The sequence below is a fragment of the Cytobacillus luteolus genome, assembly GCF_017873715.1.
Lineage (GTDB): Bacteria > Bacillota > Bacilli > Bacillales > Bacillaceae_L > Bacillus_BV > Bacillus_BV luteola.
Genome location: NZ_JAGGKM010000003.1, coordinates 339,551 through 359,721 on the forward strand (window position 1 = coordinate 339,551; position 20,171 = coordinate 359,721).

General features: G+C 38.0%; 21 protein-coding genes. 14 read left to right on the forward strand and 7 right to left on the reverse strand.

What is annotated here, in order from left to right; translation table 11 throughout:
* The first annotated feature begins 55 nt into the window (after positions 1 to 55).
* Positions 56 to 1,012: a peptide-methionine (S)-S-oxide reductase MsrA gene (msrA, locus tag J2Z26_RS10200; protein ID WP_193539341.1), complete on the forward strand. Its 957-nt coding sequence runs from the start codon at positions 56 to 58 to the stop codon at positions 1,010 to 1,012.
* A gap of 189 nt (positions 1,013 to 1,201) precedes the next feature.
* On the opposite strand, the gene J2Z26_RS10205 is transcribed toward msrA, so the two are convergent.
* Together J2Z26_RS10205 and adh are read right to left on the reverse strand one after the other, a co-directional pair.
* Complete coding sequence (locus tag J2Z26_RS10205) at positions 1,202 to 1,522, reverse strand: DUF779 domain-containing protein (protein ID WP_193539338.1); 321 nt, start codon at positions 1,520 to 1,522, stop codon at positions 1,202 to 1,204.
* A gap of 2 nt (positions 1,523 to 1,524) precedes the next feature.
* Entirely contained in the window at positions 1,525 to 3,045 is a 1,521-nt protein-coding gene (gene adh, locus J2Z26_RS10210; RefSeq protein WP_193539336.1) for an aldehyde dehydrogenase, read from the reverse strand.
* 329 nt (positions 3,046 to 3,374) lie between these two features.
* Here adh and cspD point away from each other — a divergent pair, with 329 nt between their 5' ends.
* Positions 3,375 to 3,575 carry a cold-shock protein CspD gene (gene cspD, locus J2Z26_RS10215; protein WP_193468961.1) on the forward strand — a complete coding sequence of 67 codons (201 nt, stop codon included), beginning with the start codon at positions 3,375 to 3,377 and terminating at the stop codon, positions 3,573 to 3,575.
* A gap of 61 nt (positions 3,576 to 3,636) precedes the next feature.
* Here cspD and J2Z26_RS10220 read toward each other — a convergent pair whose 3' ends face one another.
* Positions 3,637 to 4,806 (reverse strand): M20 family metallopeptidase, encoded by a 1,170-nt coding sequence (locus J2Z26_RS10220; RefSeq protein WP_193539334.1) that lies wholly within the window; start codon positions 4,804 to 4,806, stop codon positions 3,637 to 3,639.
* Between the two features lie 63 nt (positions 4,807 to 4,869).
* On the reverse strand, positions 4,870 to 5,358 hold the full coding sequence (locus tag J2Z26_RS10225) for a GNAT family N-acetyltransferase (protein ID WP_227413839.1): 489 nt from the start codon (positions 5,356 to 5,358) through the stop codon (positions 4,870 to 4,872).
* A 228-nt stretch (positions 5,359 to 5,586) separates the two neighbouring features.
* Between J2Z26_RS10225 and J2Z26_RS10230 the strand changes: the two genes are divergently transcribed.
* From J2Z26_RS10230 to J2Z26_RS10240, 3 genes are all read left to right on the forward strand, one after another.
* The gene (locus tag J2Z26_RS10230; protein WP_193539332.1) at positions 5,587 to 7,332 is read left to right on the forward strand and encodes a carbon starvation CstA family protein; all 1,746 of its coding nucleotides are present in this window, start codon (positions 5,587 to 5,589) and stop codon (positions 7,330 to 7,332) included.
* Positions 7,333 to 7,407: 75 nt separating this feature from the next.
* Positions 7,408 to 7,674, forward strand: coding sequence for a cory-CC-star protein (locus tag J2Z26_RS10235; RefSeq protein WP_193539330.1), 267 nt, complete (start codon positions 7,408 to 7,410; stop codon positions 7,672 to 7,674).
* Positions 7,675 to 7,699: 25 nt separating this feature from the next.
* Positions 7,700 to 8,629 (forward strand): ArsA family ATPase, encoded by a 930-nt coding sequence (locus J2Z26_RS10240; protein ID WP_193539328.1) that lies wholly within the window; start codon positions 7,700 to 7,702, stop codon positions 8,627 to 8,629.
* Positions 8,630 to 8,667: 38 nt separating this feature from the next.
* Here the strand turns inward: J2Z26_RS10240 and dat are convergent, their stop codons facing one another.
* Positions 8,668 to 9,495 carry a D-amino-acid transaminase gene (dat, locus tag J2Z26_RS10245; protein ID WP_193539737.1) on the reverse strand — a complete coding sequence of 276 codons (828 nt, stop codon included), beginning with the start codon at positions 9,493 to 9,495 and terminating at the stop codon, positions 8,668 to 8,670.
* Between the two features lie 16 nt (positions 9,496 to 9,511).
* Positions 9,512 to 10,561: a DmpA family aminopeptidase gene (locus J2Z26_RS10250; RefSeq protein WP_193539326.1), complete on the reverse strand. Its 1,050-nt coding sequence runs from the start codon at positions 10,559 to 10,561 to the stop codon at positions 9,512 to 9,514.
* 53 nt (positions 10,562 to 10,614) lie between these two features.
* On the opposite strand from J2Z26_RS10250, the gene J2Z26_RS10255 reads away from it, so the two are divergent.
* The 3 genes from J2Z26_RS10255 to bioB all read left to right on the forward strand — a co-directional run bounded on the left by J2Z26_RS10255 (position 10,615) and on the right by bioB (position 12,637).
* Positions 10,615 to 11,229, forward strand: coding sequence for a LysE/ArgO family amino acid transporter (locus tag J2Z26_RS10255; protein ID WP_193539324.1), 615 nt, complete (start codon positions 10,615 to 10,617; stop codon positions 11,227 to 11,229).
* 99 nt (positions 11,230 to 11,328) lie between these two features.
* On the forward strand, positions 11,329 to 11,454 hold the full coding sequence (locus tag J2Z26_RS10260) for a YjcZ family sporulation protein (RefSeq protein ID WP_193539322.1): 126 nt from the start codon (positions 11,329 to 11,331) through the stop codon (positions 11,452 to 11,454).
* 181 nt (positions 11,455 to 11,635) lie between these two features.
* The gene (bioB, locus tag J2Z26_RS10265; RefSeq protein ID WP_193539320.1) at positions 11,636 to 12,637 is read left to right on the forward strand and encodes a biotin synthase BioB; all 1,002 of its coding nucleotides are present in this window, start codon (positions 11,636 to 11,638) and stop codon (positions 12,635 to 12,637) included.
* A gap of 518 nt (positions 12,638 to 13,155) precedes the next feature.
* Here bioB and J2Z26_RS10270 read toward each other — a convergent pair.
* Positions 13,156 to 13,611, reverse strand: coding sequence for a VOC family protein (locus tag J2Z26_RS10270; protein ID WP_193539318.1), 456 nt, complete (start codon positions 13,609 to 13,611; stop codon positions 13,156 to 13,158).
* A gap of 195 nt (positions 13,612 to 13,806) precedes the next feature.
* Here J2Z26_RS10270 and J2Z26_RS10275 point away from each other — a divergent pair, with 195 nt between their 5' ends.
* The 6 genes from J2Z26_RS10275 to J2Z26_RS10300 all read left to right on the forward strand — a co-directional run bounded on the left by J2Z26_RS10275 (position 13,807) and on the right by J2Z26_RS10300 (position 20,072).
* Positions 13,807 to 14,814 carry an NAD-dependent epimerase/dehydratase family protein gene (locus J2Z26_RS10275; protein WP_193539316.1) on the forward strand — a complete coding sequence of 336 codons (1,008 nt, stop codon included), beginning with the start codon at positions 13,807 to 13,809 and terminating at the stop codon, positions 14,812 to 14,814.
* Between the two features lie 112 nt (positions 14,815 to 14,926).
* Positions 14,927 to 15,841, forward strand: coding sequence for an NAD(P)/FAD-dependent oxidoreductase (locus tag J2Z26_RS10280; RefSeq protein ID WP_193539314.1), 915 nt, complete (start codon positions 14,927 to 14,929; stop codon positions 15,839 to 15,841).
* A 191-nt stretch (positions 15,842 to 16,032) separates the two neighbouring features.
* On the forward strand, positions 16,033 to 17,385 hold the full coding sequence (locus J2Z26_RS10285) for an aspartate aminotransferase family protein (RefSeq protein ID WP_193539312.1): 1,353 nt from the start codon (positions 16,033 to 16,035) through the stop codon (positions 17,383 to 17,385).
* A 16-nt stretch (positions 17,386 to 17,401) separates the two neighbouring features.
* On the forward strand, positions 17,402 to 18,097 hold the full coding sequence (locus J2Z26_RS10290; RefSeq protein WP_193539310.1) for a 3-oxoacid CoA-transferase subunit A: 696 nt from the start codon (positions 17,402 to 17,404) through the stop codon (positions 18,095 to 18,097).
* A complete protein-coding gene (locus J2Z26_RS10295) occupies positions 18,082 to 18,747 on the forward strand; it encodes a 3-oxoacid CoA-transferase subunit B (RefSeq protein ID WP_193539308.1) in 666 nt (221 codons plus the stop codon). The genes J2Z26_RS10290 and J2Z26_RS10295 overlap by 16 nt, the downstream gene beginning before the upstream one ends.
* A 50-nt stretch (positions 18,748 to 18,797) precedes the next feature.
* Positions 18,798 to 20,072, forward strand: coding sequence for a peptidase (locus J2Z26_RS10300; RefSeq protein ID WP_193539306.1), 1,275 nt, complete (start codon positions 18,798 to 18,800; stop codon positions 20,070 to 20,072).
* Positions 20,073 to 20,171: the final 99 nt, after the last annotated feature.

Here is a 20,171-nt window from a genome sequence, read left to right on the forward strand (position 1 = left end):
ATCTCCAATGATATAATGGGGAAAAAGCAGCTATTTATGAAAGGTTGAGTTAATCATGACACAAAATTTTGAGCTTGCTACATTTGCAGGTGGTTGTTTCTGGTGTATGGTAAAACCATTTGATGAGCAGCCGGGGATTGAAAAAGTTATTTCTGGATACTCTGGTGGCCAGAAAGAAAATCCTACATATAAAGAGGTTTGTTCGGAAACAACAGGTCATTATGAGGTTGTACAAATTACATTTAATCCAGAGGTATTTCCTTATAGCAAATTACTTGATGTATTCTGGCAGCAAATTGACCCAACAGATAGTGGAGGACAATTTTATGATAGAGGAGATTCGTATAAAACAGCCATCTTCTATCATAGCGAGGAACAACGAAAGATAGCCGAGGAATCAAAGAAAAACCTTGACGAAAGTGGACGATTCTCTAAGCCAATCGTAACAGATATCTTACCAGCAGCACCTTTTTATCCTGCAGAAGAATATCATCAGGACTATTATAAAAAGAACCCAACGCACTATACACGCTACCGTAAAGGTTCAGGGCGTGATGCTTTTATAAAAGATCATTGGAAGAGCACTTTTAATAAAGAGGAACTAAAGGCAAGGCTAACGCCAATGCAATATGAAGTTACGCAAAAAAACGGAACAGAGCCACCATTTAAAAATGAGTTTTGGAATAATACTAGTGAAGGAATTTATGTAGACATTGTCTCAGGTAAACCATTATTTAGCTCTAAGGATCAATATGATGCTGGTTGCGGATGGCCAAGTTTCACAAAGCCAATTGACGAAGCGGAAATAGTAGAAGAGACTGACTTCACTTATGGTATGGTTCGCACTGAAGTTAGAAGTCAAACAGCAGACTCGCATTTAGGGCATGTTTTTGACGATGGCCCAGGACCTAATGGATTAAGATACTGCATCAATTCTGCAGCATTACGCTTCATCCGTAAGGAAGACCTAGAAAAAGAGGGTTATGGGGAATATAGTAAGTTATTTAAATAGAAAAGCATGGATCACTCCACCAGATTATGGTTGGGGTGATTTTTTTGGTGATATGGATGAATTGAATCAATCAAAGGGTAGTATCGTCGCTCTGGCTAGAAGAAATTTGAATTGAAGTGTGCGAATAGCCCGTAATTCGCCTAATTGTTAAAAGGGTAGAGACCAAATATTCTCTACCCTTTAGACCAATCAAGCAATCGTAGATCTTATCAAAAACCGAACACCTTCAGGCCCTTCTAGTGAGAACATTCCACCGCGACCTTTCACAACATCAATAATTAGATTTGTATGTTTCCAGTATTCGTATTGTTTTTTACTCATATAAAACGGAGTGTTCCCAATCTCTCCAATAAGGATATCAGCATCACCAATTAAAAACTCTTCACGTGGAAAGCACATCGGTGAACTTCCATCACAACATCCGCCAGATTGATGAAAAAGGAGAGAACCATGCTTCATCTGCAGTTTTTCTATGAGTGTAAGAGCTTCGTCAGTTGCTGTTACTTTCATTTTTAGAAGAATCCTAATTTGTCAGGACTATAGCTAACAAGTAGATTCTTAGTTTGTTGGTAGTGAGAAAGCATCATTTTATGGTTTTCTCTACCAATGCCTGACATTTTATATCCTCCAAATGCTGCATGAGCAGGATATGCATGGTAGCAATTTGTCCAAACGCGACCAGCTTCAATATTTCTGCCAAAGCGGTAGGCTTTATTAACATCCCTAGTCCAAACTCCTGCACCTAGCCCATATAAAGTATCATTTGCGATTTGAAGAGCTTCTTCTTCGTCTTTAAACGTAGTTACAGAAACAACTGGACCAAAAATCTCTTCTTGGAAAATTCTCATTTTATTGTGACCCTTAAATACGGTTGGTTTAATATAATACCCATCTTTTAGGTCACCTTCAAGGGTATTACGTCCGCCACCGATTAGACAAGTAGCTCCCTCTTGATTGGCAATATCGAAATAGGACAAGATTTTCTCAACTTGCTCATTTGATGCTTGAGCCCCAATCATCGTCTCGATATCTAAAGGATTACCTTGTTTAATTTGTTCAACACGAGCAAGCGCACGATCCATAAAACGCTCATAAATGGATTCATGGATAAGGGCACGAGAAGGGCATGTACAAACCTCGCCCTGATTTAATGCAAACATGACAAAGCCTTCAATTGCTTTATCTAAAAATGCATCATCCTGAGACATTACGTCCTCAAAGAAGATATTCGGTGATTTTCCGCCAAGCTCAAGCGTGACAGGAATAAGATTTTGAGAAGCATATTGCATAATTAATCGACCAGTAGTTGTTTCACCTGTAAAGGCTACTTTTGCTACACGAGAACTAGAAGCAAGCGGCTTACCAGCTTCTAACCCAAACCCATTAACAATGTTAACAACACCAGGTGGTAGAAGATCTTCAATTAACTCCATTAAAACCATGATCGATGCTGGAGTTTGCTCAGCTGGCTTTAACACGACACAGTTTCCAGCTGCTAAAGCTGGTGCTAATTTCCATGTAGCCATTAATATTGGGAAGTTCCAAGGGATAATTTGTCCAACTACACCAAGAGGCTCATGAAAATGATAAGCTACTGTATCATTGTCAATTTGAGATAGACTGCCTTCTTGAGAACGAATGCAACCGGCAAAATATCGAAAATGATCGATAGCAAGAGGAAGGTCAGCAGCCAAAGTCTCTCTAACTGGCTTTCCATTATCCCAAGTCTCTGCATTTGCAAGCATCTCTAGATTCTCTTCCATGCGGTTTGCAATTTTATTTAAAATATTTGCTCGTTCAGTTACAGAGGTTTTACCCCATGCATCTTTTGCTGCATGTGCAGCATTTAAGGCTCTTTCAATATCCTCATGATTTGATCTAGCAACCTCACAAAATACTTGTCCGTCTACTGGACTCACATTTTCAAAATACTGACCACTGAGGGGAGCTACCCACTCACCACCAATATAATTCTCATAGCGACTTTTGAACGTGATTTTGGAACCGGTTGTCCCTGGCTTACTATAGATCATTTATCTTTCCTCCTAATTTAAAAATGTGAGGTTAATACGGAGTTGTACAAGCTACTGTAAGCGTATTCAAGACGCTTCAACAATAGAACTTAGTGAAAAGAATAATTGAAGGATTTAGTAGAAAATATTTCTTGAATGAAGCTCATGAATATTGACTAAATTATTCTAAAAATGGTATGATTAATGCGACCGTACTACATATATAAGTGTTTAATGAAGAAAATTGTTCGAAGAGTACAAAGGATTCATAAGATTTATGTTATGGGTTAAATGGTCAAATATTTGGGATACACAGGTAATTGTGTGTTAATTTTTAGGAGGCAAAACACATGCAAAATGGTAAAGTAAAATGGTTTAACAGCGAAAAAGGTTTTGGATTCATCGAAGTTCAAGGTGGAGAAGATGTATTCGTACATTTCTCAGCTATCCAAGGTGAAGGCTTCAAAACTTTAGAAGAAGGTCAAGAAGTTTCTTTCGAAATCGTAGAAGGTAACCGTGGACCTCAAGCAGCTAACGTAACAAAATTATAAGCTTGAGTCTTATATATAAAAAAAGCAGTTCCGATCTCGGAACTGTTTTTTTCTTAGTTTACTAGATTCTTGAGCTAGTAAACTCATCTTTTATTTTTGAAAGTAACTCTGGACTAGTGATAACCTCTAACCCTGCTAATGCCATCGCTTTAGCACCTAAAATCATTGCTTCTTTAGCTCTGTCACTCATAGCTGCCTCTCTAAATTCGTGAGTATGGCAAGCAAACGGTTCTGTGCAGATTTGAATATAGGGGTGAATAGAAGGAACAACTTGACTTACATTTCCCATATCAAGAGAGCCTGACCCACCTGTTTTTTCGTTGATCTCCTCACTTTTCACGCCTAAAGAAAGAAGTGCATTCGTAAAAGCGGAAGATAAGTTTTCATTAGTTACCATGTTATCATATGAAAATTCATAAAAAGAGGATTCCATTTTGCAGCCAGTTGCAAGTGCTGCTCCTTCAGCAATCCTTTTTAGCTTCTCAACCAACTCATTCACGTATTCCCTAGAGTTTGCTCTTACATAGAACTGAGCAACAGTATAATCAGGAACAATATTTGCTGCCTTTCCACCTTCTGGAATAATTCCATGAATTCGAGCATCTGGAGTAATATGCTGTCTTAAGGCATTCATACTATTAAATACTTGAATAACTGCATCCAGTGCATTAATTCCTTCATGAGGGCTAGCAGCGGCATGAGCAGCTTTGCCGAAAAATTCAAATTGAATTGCGTCCATTGCCAAAGATGTCCCGCTTTTCTCATAACGATTAAGCGGATGAACCATCATAGCGACATCGAGTTTATCAAAAATTCCTTGTTCAGCCATCGTTACTTTTCCACCCTTTGTTTCTTCAGCAGGGGTACCATAGACGATAACCTTTCCACCACAATCTTTCAACACCTTACTTAAACCGATGCCTGCAGCAACGGCCATAGTACCAATTAAGTTATGTCCACAAGCATGACCCAGTTCAGGTAACGCATCATACTCAGCCATATATCCAATAGTAGGGCCTGGTATGCCGCTATCAAAGACAGCTTCAAATGCAGTTGGAAGATTAGCAGTTCCTAAGCTGACAGCAAACCCATGTTTCGTAAGCTCCGCCGAAAGTATCTCAGCCGCCTTGAACTCCTCATGGCCCAGTTCTGGATTCTCGCCAATGAACGAGCTAATACGGATAAAATCTTCTTTATATTTAGTGATCTCATTTTCAATAATTGACTTCATTAGTAGGCTTCTCTCCCTTTTTGGTCTGTATAAAAATACATTATAAAGTATTTTTAGTAATTGTTAAATAAAAAATTGAAACATATGAACATCTAGTAATCTTCCAAATTTTTTTCCAACCTGTTTCATAACCCCAATATATTCAAACCCAACTTGTTTGTGGAGTTGGATACTTGCTTCATTCCCTTCAGTTATTCGGGAAATGATGGTATGTAAGGAAAGGTTATCTGCTTTCTCTAGTAATGCAAGAAGTAGTGCTTTTCCAACTCCTTTACCTTGATGTAACTCTAACACATAAAAGGATAATTCTACTGTCCCGTCATATGCTGCACGATCTGACCATCGACTAAGTGAGGCCCATCCAATCACCTTACCATTCTGCTCGGCAACAATTATAGGGTGAGTAGGACCGTGGTCGTTAAACCATGCTATTTGTTTTTCAAGTGATCGGGGTTCAGTATCAAATGTGGCTAAAGTTCTTTCAATGGCTTCATTATAAATGAACAGAATTTCAGGCAAGTCTTTCTCAACGGCATCCCTAATGATAATCATCTTTATTTACTCCTTTTATATGTCAATTAAAAGAACTATTCTTTATTAATATAAAGGATACAATGGGAAAAAGGTAGAGACATAATAGTATGTCTAGTAGAATAAATTGTTTATTGAAATAGTTTTATTTGAAAATAAATTTTAATCTAAATTTTCAGTTATTTTATTGACAACGCTTCCATTATTTTCTACTATTTAAGTTGAAAGCTATGAAAAAGGAGGAGTTTGATGAGTGGTATTTGGTTAGCAATTGTTGGTATGATTGTATTTGCTCTCGGTTATCGCTATTATTCTAAGTTTGTTGCCGAAAAAATTTATCGCCTTGACCCAAATTATGTGACTCCAGCACATAGGTATAAAGATGGGGTAGATTTTGTTCCTACCAATAAATATGTTTTGTGGGGACATCATTTTACTTCAGTTGCAGGTGCTGCACCGATAGTAGGTCCAGCAATTGCGGTCTATTGGGGATGGGGACCAGCATTTTTGTGGGTTATACTAGGGACTGTATTTGCTGCAGGTGTCCATGATTTCGGAACACTCGTATTATCTGTTCGTAACAAAGGACAATCTGTTGGAACGTTAGCAAATACGTTAATTGGTAAACAGGCCAAGATCTTATTTTTATTTATTATCCTTATCTTAGTTTTAATGGTAAACGCTGTATTCGCTTGGGTAATCTCAAATCTATTCATTAAGTTCCCAGCAAGTGTGTTTCCAGTCTTCATTCAAATACCATTAGCCATTTGGATAGGTTATGCTGTGTACAAACGAAAAGCAAACATGTTAGTCCCATCTATTATTGCTTTAGCTGTTATGTATTTTGCAGCAGTGATATCAAGTAAGGTTCCCGCACTACAAATCGACATTGTTAGATATTTTGGTGGTGCTGAAAATACAGTAATGTTTGGGCTAAATGGTGTATCAATGGCCTTTTTCGTATGGATACTTGTACTGATGGTCTATTGCTATATTGCATCAACTTTACCGGTATGGAAGCTGTTGCAACCTAGGGATTATATAAACTCTCATCAATTAGTAGTAGGATTATTTATTCTTTATGCAGGCCTTTTACTAACGCAACCTGAAATTACTGCTCCGTTAACAAATCCAGATGCAACTGATGTATCATGGTTCCCACTATTATTTATTACGATTGCTTGTGGAGCAATTTCTGGATTCCATGGATTGGTTTCTTCAGGAACTTCTTCAAAACAACTTGATAAAGAGACTGATGCTAGATTTGTAGGTTACCTTGGAGCGGTAGGAGAAGGGGCTTTAGCACTCATTGCAATCATTGCAGTAGTTACCTTCTTCGGATCTGCAGGAGAGTTTAAAGAAACATATAGTAGTTTTGCTGCTGCAAATGGTGGAGGTTTAGGAGCCTTTATTGGTGGGGCCTCTAAGCTTGCGACTGGATTGTTAATACCAGCTGATATTGCTGCAACGATTGTATCTGTGATTGTTGTTAGTTTCGCAGCAACGACACTTGATACTTCTGTTCGCCTAATGAGATATATTATCTCAGAATTAGGCATGGAATATAAAGTTAAGGCACTAACAAAAACACATGTTGCTACTTCAGTTGCTGTAGTAGCAAGTGCTGCACTTGTTTTACTTCCAAAAGGTCCTAACGGTTTTGGTTCTGGTGGTTATCTACTATGGCCGTTGTTTGGTACTTCAAATCAGTTACTTGCTGGAATAAGTTTATTACTGATTTCAATATGGTTAAAGCGCCAAGGAAGGAACTTCCTAGTAACCTTTATACCAATGGTGTTCTTATTAGTGATGACCATATGGGCAATGGTTCAACAGGTTGTCTTCCAATGGTCTGGATATGGGACTAGTGATGCGAATTGGCTGCTATTTATTTTAGGTGGAGTTATCCTTGTATTCGCACTCTGGATTATTCTCGTGGCCTTCTCAGCTCTATCTAAAAAAGACAACCCAACCAATATTAACCACAACATGTAAGTGAAAGATAGGGGACAGATTGGTCTGTTCCCTTTTTAAGTCAGCCAAGAATTAGAGGTAGAATGGAGTGATAGCGTGGGAGATAGAAAATTATCCTTGAAAAAACTATTTGAATATTATGATCAAGTTCTTAGTTTGCCTCATCGTGCTGAGGTAGCGAGAGAACTAAGAGATGAGGATGATTTATTTATGCTTTTATGTTACTCAGAAATGCTAGGTATTCCTAATCCAGCTTTTTATTATACCCTGGAATTATACCCATATATATTAGAGAAGTTTCATGAGTGGCATTTACGAATGGGGCTTGAAAAGTCGCCATTAACGGGGATTCGTTGCTGCTAAATAGAGAGAAAAGGAAGTGGTCCGTATGATCCTAGATGATGCAAAAATCATGTTTGTAGGAGGAAAAGGCGGGGTTGGTAAATCCACTAGTGCAGCGGCACTAGCATTGTTATGTGCTAAGCAGGGAAAGAAAACCCTATTAGTATCAACAGATCCTGCTCACAATGTAGGGGATATCTTTCATAAGAACATTGGAAACAAAATCACGAATGTATATCCGAATTTGTTTGCTTTAGAGATAAACCCAATTGAGGAGTCTAAAAGATACATAGAGAGTGTAAAGGGTAATTTAAAGGGATTGGTCAAATCAACGATGATTGATGAAGTGAATCGTCAAATTGATACGGCTAGTTCAACTCCGGGGGCAGAGGAAGCGGCTATGTTCGACCGGATTGTGTCCATTGTTCTTAAGGATGGGACAAATTTTGATAAGATTGTGTTTGATACGGCACCAACAGGTCATACCGTTCGACTATTATCTCTTCCAGAACTAATGAGTGTTTGGATTGAAGGTATGCTTGAACGTAGAAAGAAGATTAATAAAAACTATTCACAGCTGCTGAATGATGGGGAACCGGTTGAAGATCCAATTTATGAAGTTCTTCAAAAAAGAAAGGAAAAATTTGCAAAGGTCCGTGAAGTACTATTAGATTCAAAGCAAACGAGATTTATATTTGTGCTAAATCCTGAAAGACTACCTATTCTTGAAACAGAAAGAGCTATTAAGCTTTTGGATAGTCATCATCTTCACGTTAAAACGTTAATCATTAATAAAATCTTACCCGATATGGTTGATAGTGACTTTTTCCGTAGGCGTAAGGAGCAGGAGAAGGAGTATTTGAGTTTAATTGAGACAACCTTTGAAAAGCAAGTTCTGAAAACTGTGCCTTTATTTGAAGCGGATATTTTTTCAGTAGAAATGCTTGAGAAATTTGCAGACAAGTTAAACAAATAACCACAGCATAACAACAATTGCTGTGGTTATTTGTTTATTTACTTATAAAGACCACAATATTCGTTGTATAACAAGTTAGTTATTGGTCTATTTGGTGAAAGCGAAATGTCATCTATTTTTGAAATAGGTAAAATTTCAGCAGATGTACTTGTAATAAATGCTTCGTCTGCTTCATTCAGGAATTCCCGGTCAAACTTCCTTTCTTCAAAGGGAATATTGCATTTGGAAGCTAATTTGATAACTGCTGCTCTTGTAATACCATGTAAGATAAAATTTGTTGCGGGTGTTGTAATTAATGTTCCGTTCTTTACAATAAAAATATTGCTACTTGAACCTTCAGTGATAAACCCATCTCTGATAAAAATGGCTTCTTCATGCCCGTTTGTAGCAGCCTTTTGTTTTGCTATAACATTTGGTAAAAGGTTCAAAGACTTAATATAACAGTTCTTCCAGCGTTCATCTTCCATAAGAGTCACGGTTACACCATCGATACGTTTCTTTTTATCAACCACACGAGCATTTTTGATTGTCATTGACATAACTGAGGGTGTAGTTGGAAAAAGATGTGCTCTTGGTGCAATCCCTCGCGTAATTTGCATGTAAATTTCAGCTTCTGTTAGCCCCGATTTCTCTAACCCTTCACTAATAATTTCATAGATTCTTTCTGGTGGATAAGGTAGTTCTAAATAAATCGCTTCAGCGCTTTTGACAAGTCTATCTAAGTGTTCATTTAACAGAAAGGGCTTCCCGTTATACACGCGTATTACTTCATAAACGCCATCCCCAAACTGATGACCTCTTTCTTGAATAGGAACAACATTTTCATTAATATCGACAAATTGATCTTTATAAAATCCAATCTCCATTAACACAATCTCTCCTTTATATAAGTTGATCAATATAATCTCTTAGTGAATAAAGTGTATTTCCATCTCTGCCAATTGTAGTATTTGCGCTTAATAATGAATTTAAAATTGCTTCTTCTGTAGCTTCTGCAACCGCTATGAAAGACTGATCAATTTCGTCTTCGTGTAGTTGACTCAACGCTTGCAACCCTGACTTAGAGAAGTGAGGGATCGTATTGGCTGTGGAAAAGCCAATGGCAATATCTCCACTTCCATTGCCGATAAAAGAACCAGTTTTACTAAGACCTACACTTGTCCGTTTCAGAATACGTTTTAATTGGCGGTCAGAAACAGGTAGATCTGTGGCGACAACCATGATTATGGATCCTTTATCCGATTCTACCTTACTAGGAATAAGAGGCATAAGTCTCTCACCTAGAGGAGTACCTAAAAAAGTGAAGTCTGATAGCTTGCCATAGTTTGTTAATACAAGTACACCTAATGTGTACGTGTTGCTATGTATTTCAAACGTTCTGGAAGAAGAACCAATACCTCCCTTTAGTCCGAAACATCTCATTCCGGTGCCTGCACCAACACTTCCTTCCTCAAAGGTTTCCGAAGCATTTTGGAGTGCATCTAATACATGTTCATTTGTAACAGAAAAAGAGCGGATATCATTTAAAAACATATCATTGCATTCACAAACGATTGGATTAACAGTACCTGTTATTCTGCCAATCTCTTTGTTGGAATCAATCATATACTTTAAAAGAGAATCTGCGCAAGTTCCAATACTCAAAGTGTTTGTTAACAAAATCGGTGTTTCAATTGTTCCTAACTCATCTATTTGAATGGTGCCAATCGTCTTTCCAAAGCCATTGATAACATGTGTTGCACCAATGTATTTTTCTAGGAAGATATTTCCTGTGTGTGGTATAATTGCTGTTACTCCGGTTTGGACAGAGTTATTGCTAAGGGTCGTGTGTCCAACCATTACACCCTTCACATCTGTAATTGTGTTTTTGGGTCCAGTACTCATTTTTCCAACTTTCAAGCCATAATCTCTAAGTCTTTTTTTAAGATTCATATTAACCTCCTAATCTACATAATAATCGTTAGTTTATATAAGGAAGTGGTTGTTTGGTGGAAGCGTTACTGAACGGAATTATACTAGCTTTTGGGCTTATTATACCTCTAGGCGTCCAAAATGTCTTTGTTTTTAATCAAGGTGCAAGCGGGCGGAATTTCTATTATGCATTGCCTGCAGTAATCACAGCAGGGGTATGCGATACAATCCTGATTTTACTTGCCGTTGTAGGAGTATCTGTTTTAGTTTTAACATTTGCTTGGTTTAAATTTATTTTATTTACAGTAGGAATAGCCTTCTTACTTTATATGGGATATACAATTTGGAATAGTGATCCAAGGCCAAGCGATGATGTCCAAGGTTCTCTGTCTGTGAAAAGACAAATCGCTTTTGCAGCATCAGTGTCTCTTTTAAACCCCCATGCCATATTAGATACAATCGGAGTTATCGGAACAAACTCACTTCAATATGAAGATACTGATAAGGTCATTTTTACAGTGGCTTGCATCACTGTATCGTGGATTTGGTTTATAGGGTTAGCTGCGGCTGGACGTTATGTAGGTAGGATTGATACGGATGGTAGTTGGTTAAGTAAAATTAATAAACTTTCAGCCATCATCATTTGGGGTGTTGCATTATACCTACTTATCCAAATAATAGGTTCATAACCATATTTTTATAGGAAAATAGGCATCCGCACATACAAAGTTAACTATAGGCACATATCGTATTAGTGTAGTTAACATTAAAAAAGGGGATGTTTTGATATGCATTATGGATATCATGATTACTGCGGTTATGGCTACGGTGGATATGGATACAATAATAGCTTCGTGTTAATTGTCGTTCTGTTTATTCTTTTAATCATTGTCGGAGCTTCTTATATAAGATAACTTTTAATAGTCTGAAACTCGATAATCGTTATGATTATCGAGTTTTTATTTTTCTGTCTAAAAAAGACATGACCATGAAATAAGTTTTTATGTTAGTAAACCTGAGTTTAAAATTGGTTGACATATAAAGTGACCTAAACTACCATTAATAAGAAAATAATTCCAAAAAGGGGTAGGAACTATGAACATAAATTGGTTAGAACTTGCAGATCATGTGATCGCAGGTAAAGAGATTTCAGATCAACAAGCATTATCCATTTTAAATTGTCCAGATGAGGAGCTTTTGCTGCTTTTACACGGTGCATACCAAATTCGTAAACATTATTACGGTAACAAAGTAAAATTAAATATGATTATTAACACTAAGTCAGGATTATGTCCTGAAAACTGTGGCTATTGTTCACAATCGTCTATTTCAACCGCACCGATTGAAAAATATAGAATGGTAGATAAAGAGAATATCCTAAGAGGGGCTGAAGCGGCTTACAACTTAAAAGTGGGTACATATTGCATTGTTGCGAGCGGTAGAGGGCCGAGCGATAAAGAAGTTGACCATGTCGTTTCTGCTGTTGAAGAAATAAAAGAAAAATACGGATTAAAGGTTTGTGCTTGTTTAGGGATATTAAAGCCAGAACAAGCCACTAGATTAAAAGAGGCTGGCGTAGATCGTTATAATCACAATGTCAATACGTCTAAAGAACATCATTCAAATATAACAACGTCACATACGTATGATGATCGAGTAAATACGGTAAACATTGCAAAAGAAGCCGGGATTTCTCCGTGTTCAGGTGTTATTGTTGGTATGAAAGAAACAAAAGAAGATGTTGTGAATATGGCGAGAAGTTTGAAAGTACTTGATGCTGATTCAATACCGGTAAATTTCCTACATGCCATTGATGGGACGTTGTTAGAGGGTGTGAATGAACTTGACCCTCGTTATTGTTTGAAAGTACTCGCGTTATTCCGCTTTATCAATCCAACGAAGGAAATTAGAATATCTGGTGGACGTGAGGTTAATCTTAGAAGTTTACAGCCGCTTGGCTTATATGCAGCTAACTCAATCTTTGTGGGTGATTATTTAACTACTTCAGGTCAGGAAAGTACTGCAGATCATAAGATGCTGGAGGATTTAGGATTTGAGATTGATTATGTCGCTACTAATGATAGAGTAGGGGTGTAATTGTAAAAAATAACGAAGCTGATAGCTTCGTTGTTATTATCTTATTATTTACTTTGAACCTTGGCTGTTCCTTTCGCGGATTCCCATCGGGGAGGGATGCGAGCCACCTCGTCGCTTAGAAAAGAGTTGTGTATTCTGGTATCAAAGTTTGAATGAGGTATGGAATTAGACTTCAACTCGTTCAAGCACAGAATCGAGGTCTGAATGAGGCCTGAATTCAGACTTCAAGTTGAACAAGCGCGGAATTGAAGTCTGAATGAAGCCTGACTTCGGACTTCAACTCGCACAAGCATGGAATCGAAGTCTGAATGAGGCCTGAATTCAGACTTCAACTCAAACAAACATGGAATCGAAGTCTGAATAAGACACTACTCATTTAATTCACTTTTTCACTGGTCTCACTTAGCTCCTGTGGGTCTCATACTTCCCACACATCCCGCAATAGTCAAGTGCCTTCCGCTTCAATTCACTCTTCAAATATATTAAATACATAAATTGTTATGCAAAAAGCCTCTTTATTAAACACTATGTGACCTCTGCCATTCACTATAATGAATTACGCCTAATTCCGGCTTAGATTCTCCATCTAGTACATGAATGTATTCAAGTGAATTGCCGTCTGGGTCCTTGAAATAAACAGAAGCAGCTGGCATCCAACAGAGGACCAAGGGTTCTTTTGGCTCTAGGCCAAAACTTGGTACTGATTCTATTTCTAGCTCTTTTAGCCAGTCAATTGTCCCCATTATCTCCTCATACGAGACATGAAAGGCAAAGTGTCTTGCAACCCACTGATCTTCTGCTACCTCCCACACACCAAGCATTTGCTTTTTTTCTTTACCTTCCTGAAACCAGAAAAATGCAGATCTTCTGTCCTCCAATAAATAGGCTAGTGGCATTCCTAGTTTTTGATAAAACTGGACAGCTTCCTCTAAGTTTTTCGTAAGGACATGTGTTTCATACAAGTATCCGTTCATGTTTATTTCCTCCTATAATTTGATACTTTTAGTATAGTTTTTGGTTTCATATTAATCGTCATAGAACAGTTGTATTTATTTCTATAGATTTAGTCTTAGGATTTATTCTAAAAACATAGACTTTAGATGTAGAGAGGATTTTTTAAATAGAGTAGAGAATTAAAGAGTAAACACAAAAAAGGGAGTAGGATTACTATGAATCTCTTAATTATTGGTGGTACAAAATTTTTAGGCATTCATTTGGTAAATGAAGCGATACGTAGAGGACACGAGGTAACCATTTTTAATCGTGGTACCGTTGCGTCAACACTACTACCAGATTCAGTAGAATATTTGGTAGGTGACAGAGATGGTAACCTTTCTGCACTTGAAGGTAGAAAATGGGATGCTGTTATTGATACGTGTGGTTATGTACCTAGAGTTGTTAAACAGTCTGCTCAATTATTATCTACAGCATGTGATCAATATGCGTTTATTTCAAGTATCTCTGTCTATAATGACTTTTCAAAAGAAATAGACGAAGCCTCAGAGGTAGGAACACTTAAGGATGAAAATGTCGAAGAGGTATCAGGAGAGACATATGGCCCTCTTAAAGCACTATGTGAAAAGGAAGTAAAATCCTTCTTTCCGGAGGGGGCACTTATCATACGTCCAGGATTAATCGTTGGACCAAATGATCCGACAGACCGCTTTACATATTGGCCGGTTAGAGTTGCTAATGGAGGCAATGTGATGGTGCCAGATTCGGACCATCCAGTTCAATTCATTGATGTGAGAGATTTAGCAGCCTTTACTTTAACTCTGTTGGAAGAAAAGAAAGTGGGAACGTATAACGTTACTGGTCCTAAAGAACAACTACGTTTCAAAGAATTTCTAGAAGAATGTAAACGTACTACAATGAGCGACGCAACATTCACTGCAGTTTCTAATGATTTTTTACAAGAGCAAAAGGTTGGTTATTGGATGGAACTTCCGCTATACATTCCTGAATCAGACGAAAATATGAAAAGCTTCCTGACAGTTCCAATTCAAAAAGCTATTAGTGATGGGTTGCAGATTAGGCCATTGTCAGTAACTATTGAGGATACTGTAGCATGGGATCGCACTAGAAACATAAGTGCTGATGATCGGAAAGCTGGGCTTTCTCCTCAAAAAGAAGCAGAGGTTCTAAAGAAGTGGAATGAAAAAGAGTTAATACTTTAATTAACAAAAAATCACACGTTTCTTTCAACGTGTGATTTTTCTTTGAATTTGAATAGCTAATCAGATTACACATAACCTATACACATGATAAAGATGACAAGGATGTGTAAAAATGGCAAAAGTATTTGACTGTATCATAATAGGTGGAGGATTTGCAGGGCTTCAAGCAGCCATTCAGCTCGGTAGATATAATCACACTATTTTAGTGATTGATTCTAACCATGGAAGATCTACGATTTGTAAAAGCTATCATAATATTCTTGGCTATCCTGATGGCGTTAGTGGAGGAACATTACGGAGCCTTGGAAAATTACAGGCAGAGAGCTATGGAGTAGAATTTGTAGAAGATGAGGTAACGGATGCAGAGAAGACTACTAATAATTTTATACTGCGCGGGAAATCAGGTGAGACGTATGAGGCAAAAAAAATATTATTAGCAACTGGTGTGATGGACAGAATACCTGATATTCCAAATATTATGCCGTGCCTAGGATTAACCATTTATGTTTGTCCAGATTGTGATGGGTATGAGGTAAAGGATGAAAAGGTTGTATTGCTTGGAAGTGGCTCTACAGGAGCTAATCTTGCCCTAACACTTTCATACTGGACAAAACAGATTGTATATATCAATCATGATGGAAGGGACTTAGATGAGGAACTTAAATCCAATATACAACAAAAAGGCATCACGTATATAAAGCAAGAAATTGAAAGTGTTATAACAGGTGAAAAAGCCCATGAGTTTAAGGGTGTTAAGCTCAAGGACGGAACAACGATAGAAGGAGACAGAGGGTTTATCGGATTTGGTGGCAATAAAGTCAAAACAGACCTTGCTCAAAAACTAGGAGTCGAACGTTTAGAAAACAAACATATCAACGTAAACCCTAGAACAAAAGAAACAAATATAGCCAACGTCTGGGCAGCAGGAGACATCCTAGCACACTCCGAACAAGTAACAATCGCAATGGGCGACGGCTCCCAAGCAGCAATATGGATCCACAAACGTATTTTATCTGAAATGAAATAAGCGAGTGGATTTTAGCGAATAACTCCTATGTATTGTTCTTAGCTAGGTAGTACCTAAGCATAAATAAATACACATCCACCTCGATATTTTTTCATTAAATGAAAGTATCGAGGTTTTTTACATATGATTAATTATAGGCATACAAAACAACTACCTACTTAAAGCCTTGTGATTTGACTGGGGGGAGCGGAATGAATTATTCCCATTTAATCAAACCTGTTTTAGATCAAGACTATCCCGTGGTTAGCTACGGAGATGGTATTTATTTGTACGATACAACCGGTAAAAAGTACATCGACGGGTCATCAGGTGCAATAACTGCGAGTATAGGTCACGGGGTAAAAGAGATTATTGATGTCATGCTGGAACAGGCTAAGAAGGTCAGTTTTGTCTATCGATCTCAATTCACAAGCGAACCTGCAGAACAGCTTGCTACAAAGCTGAGTCAGCTCACACAAGGCGATTTGAATTCAACATTTTTTGTTAACAGTGGTTCAGAAGCTACTGAAACAGCTATGAAAATAGCCATACAATATTGGCAAGAACAAGGAATAAAGACAAAAAATAAAATTCTTTCTAGATGGATGAGTTATCACGGCATTACCATTGGTGCACTATCTATGTCTGGCCATACCGCCAGAAGAGCAAGGTTTGTTCCGCTTTTAGAAGACTATCCTACTATTTCGGCTCCATACTGTTACCGTTGTCCGTATGATTCGAGTTACCCCTTCTGTAAATTAAAATGTGCAACTGAACTCGATCAAGCCATTAAAAGAATTGGCCCTGAGAACATTGCAGCATTTATTGCTGAACCTATTGTTGGAGCAGCAGCTGGTGCAATTACTCCACCTGAGGAGTACTATCGAGTTATTCGAGAAATTTGTGATAAAAATAATATCCTATTTATAGCCGATGAGGTAATGACCGGGTTAGGTCGTACGGGTAAGATGTTTGCAATGGAACACTATCAGGTGCAGCCAGATATTCTTGCGATAGGAAAGGGTATGAGTGCCGGGTATACCCCCATCGGTGCTGCTATTGCAAGTGACAAAGTAATGGCCCCAATTTTAAAGGGTTCTAAACAAATTATGAGTGGCCATACGTACAGCGCAAATCCACAATCAACAGCAGTTGCACTTTCGGTCATACAGTATATTGAAAAAAATAATCTTGTACAAAACGCTGAGGATATGGGGAACTATTTGGTTACTAAACTCACAGATTTACAAAAGAAATATGCCATTATAGGAGATGTAAGGGGGAAAGGCCTTTTAATAGGGGTTGAGTTTGTCTCTGATTTCCTAAATAAGCTGCCATTTAAACGAGAGGTGGCATTAACCAATTTGATACTAGAAAGAGCTCAAGTAAATGGATTACTGTTATATCCATCTGCAACAGGGATTGAAGGAGTTGGAGGAGACGCAATTCTTATTGCACCTCCACTGACGATAAGTGAAGAACAGGTTGATGAGCTTATTGCTATTTTTGAGCAAACTGTAAAAAGCCTGCAAAATGATTTACAAGTTAATGGGTTAATCTCGTAGGTATTGGGGGCCGGTTATGGTAGAAAATACATTTAATAAGATTGCTAGCTTAGAAGATGCCTTATCACATATAAACAATGAAACGACTTTAATGTTTGGAGGGTTTGGTGGTATTGGGTCTCCTCCTTCTTTAATTGAAGGGATACTTGAAAAAGAGGTTTGTAATTTAACCCTTATTGGGAATGACACAGGCTTTCCAAACATAGGAATAGGAAGGTTAGTAAGTCACCATCGCGCGAGAAAGGTCATTGCTTCTCATATTGGCTCAAATCCGGTAGCGGGGCAATTGATGACAGAAGGTAAATTGGAGGTAGAGTTTGTCCCACAAGGCACATTATCAGAAAGAATTCGTGCAGGTGGGGTAGGATTAGGTGGAATTTTAGTCGATGTCGGAATGGATAACGAAATCGTTTCACAGTCCAAACAGAGAATAGTTATAGATGATAAGGAGTTTCTAGTTGAAAAGCCTTTAACAGCTGATGTATCTATTGTTTTTGCAAAAAAGAGCGATCCTTTTGGGAACCTTGTCTATGATAAGAGTGCCCGTAATATGAATCCATTAGTAGCAATGGCTGGTAAATTTACAATTGCCGAGGTTGAGGAAATTGTTCCTCTCGGTGAACTGGGCCCAGAAGAAATCATTACACCTGGTGTTTATATTGATATGATTGTGAAAAGTAATGGGGTGAACTGGAAATGGGTATGGGAATGAACATAAGAGACCGTATTGCCATGCGTGCAGCCAAAGAAATAAAAAACGGAATGATTGTTAATCTCGGAATAGGAATTCCCTCACTTGTTCCCAATTTTTTAGAACCTGATGTTCATGTCATGATACAAGCAGAAAACGGAGTACTCGGAATTGGCGCATCTCCTCGAAAAGGAGAAGAAGATGAAAACTTATGTAACGCAGCGGGATATCCGGTAAGCATCGTACAGGGTGCATCCTATTTTGATAGTTCGATAGCTTTCGGGATGATTAGAAGGGGCTATATTGACATTACCATTCTAGGTTCATTGCAGGTAAGTGAAAAAGGAGATTTGGCAAATTGGATTGTACCAGGCAAGAGAGTTCCTGGTATGGGAGGGGCAATGGAACTCGCCCAAAAAGCAAAAAAAGTCATTGTGTTAATGAATCATGTTAATAAATCAGGTGAATCCAAAATTGTAAAGGAATGTTCTATTCCTTTAACAAGCAAAAATTGTGTACATTTAATTATTACAGATATGGCTGTCATTGAAGTGACTGAAAATGGTTTGTTACTAAAAGAAATTATGGAACCATATACAGTTGAAGATGTGATTAGTAAGACCTCTGCTAATTTACTTTTGGCTGATTACATTATTAAAATACCAAACTGATAAATAGTGAAAACACCTCTGATTATCTTATATGAAAGGGTGGATGGATATTGAATGAGTATAGGCAAAAGATTCAAAAGTGGATCTCAAATAACCGTCCAAAAGGGACGCGATTACTTAAGCAGCTTGTCCAGGAAAAAAGTACCCAAGGTCATGAAGGTAGCTCACAAGCAATTATCATTGAAAAATGTCGTGAAATGGGCCTTGAAATAGATATTTGGGAACCCGGTGGTACAGCGTTAGTAAACCATCCTTACTTTGTTTCTCCACGTGAAAAGTTTAAAGGAAGTCCGAATGTAATTGGAGTCTTGAAAGGATCTGGAGCTGGTCGCTCAATCATACTTAACGGTCATATAGATGTCGTTCCTGAAGGAGACCGTGAACAGTGGCAATTCGATCCATTTGCGGGAGAAGAAGTGGATGGTAAAGTATTTGGCAGAGGTTCAACCGATATGAAAGGCGGTAATGTGGCATTACTTTTAGCTATGGAAGCCATTATCTCGGCTGGAATCAGACTAAAAGGAGATGTTATTTTTCAAAGTGTTATCGAAGAGGAAAGTGGCGGTGCTGGTACATTAGCTGCCATTCTTAAAGGCTATAAAGCAGACGGGGTTATTATACCTGAACCAACAAATATGAAGATATTCCCAAGGCAGCAAGGCTCAATGTGGTTTCGTTGTATAGTGGAAGGACGCTCTGCACATGGTGGTACAAGATACCAAGGTGTTAGTGCGATAGATAAGGCAATTCATGTGATTAGACACATTGAAAAGCTAGAAATGAGAAGGAATGCAAGAATTAATGACCCGTTATATAAGGACATCCCTATTCCAATTCCAATTAATATTGGGAAAATGACCGGGGGAACTTGGCCATCCTCAGTACCTGACCAAATCGTGCTAGAAGGTCGAATCGGGGTTGGACCTGATGAAAAACTTGAAGATGTTAAAGAGGAGTTTGCCGGTTGGATGGCGAGTATCTCAACACAAGATTCTTGGTTTGTGGAGCATCCAGTAAAAGTAGAATGGTTTGGAGCACAATGGGTACCGGGTAAAATAGATTTAAATCATGATTTAATGAAATCATTATCTACCGTTTATAAAGAAGTCAAAGAGAAAGCCCCAGTAATTGAAGCATCACCTTGGGGAACAGATGGTGGTCTGTTTACGAAGATAGGGAATATGCCAACTGTCGTATTTGGACCTGGTGTCACTGAAGTCGCACACTACCCAAATGAATACATTGTATTAGATACCCTTTTTGAATATGCTGAAATTATTGCTTTAACACTTATTGATTGGTGTGGGGTCGAAAATGTCAGTTGAATATAGTATTCATGACACCTAGTCGCCTGAGATTAGGTGTTTCTACTATAGTTAGCCTATAATAACTGGTCTTATGTTAAAATGAAGAAGAGTCTTACA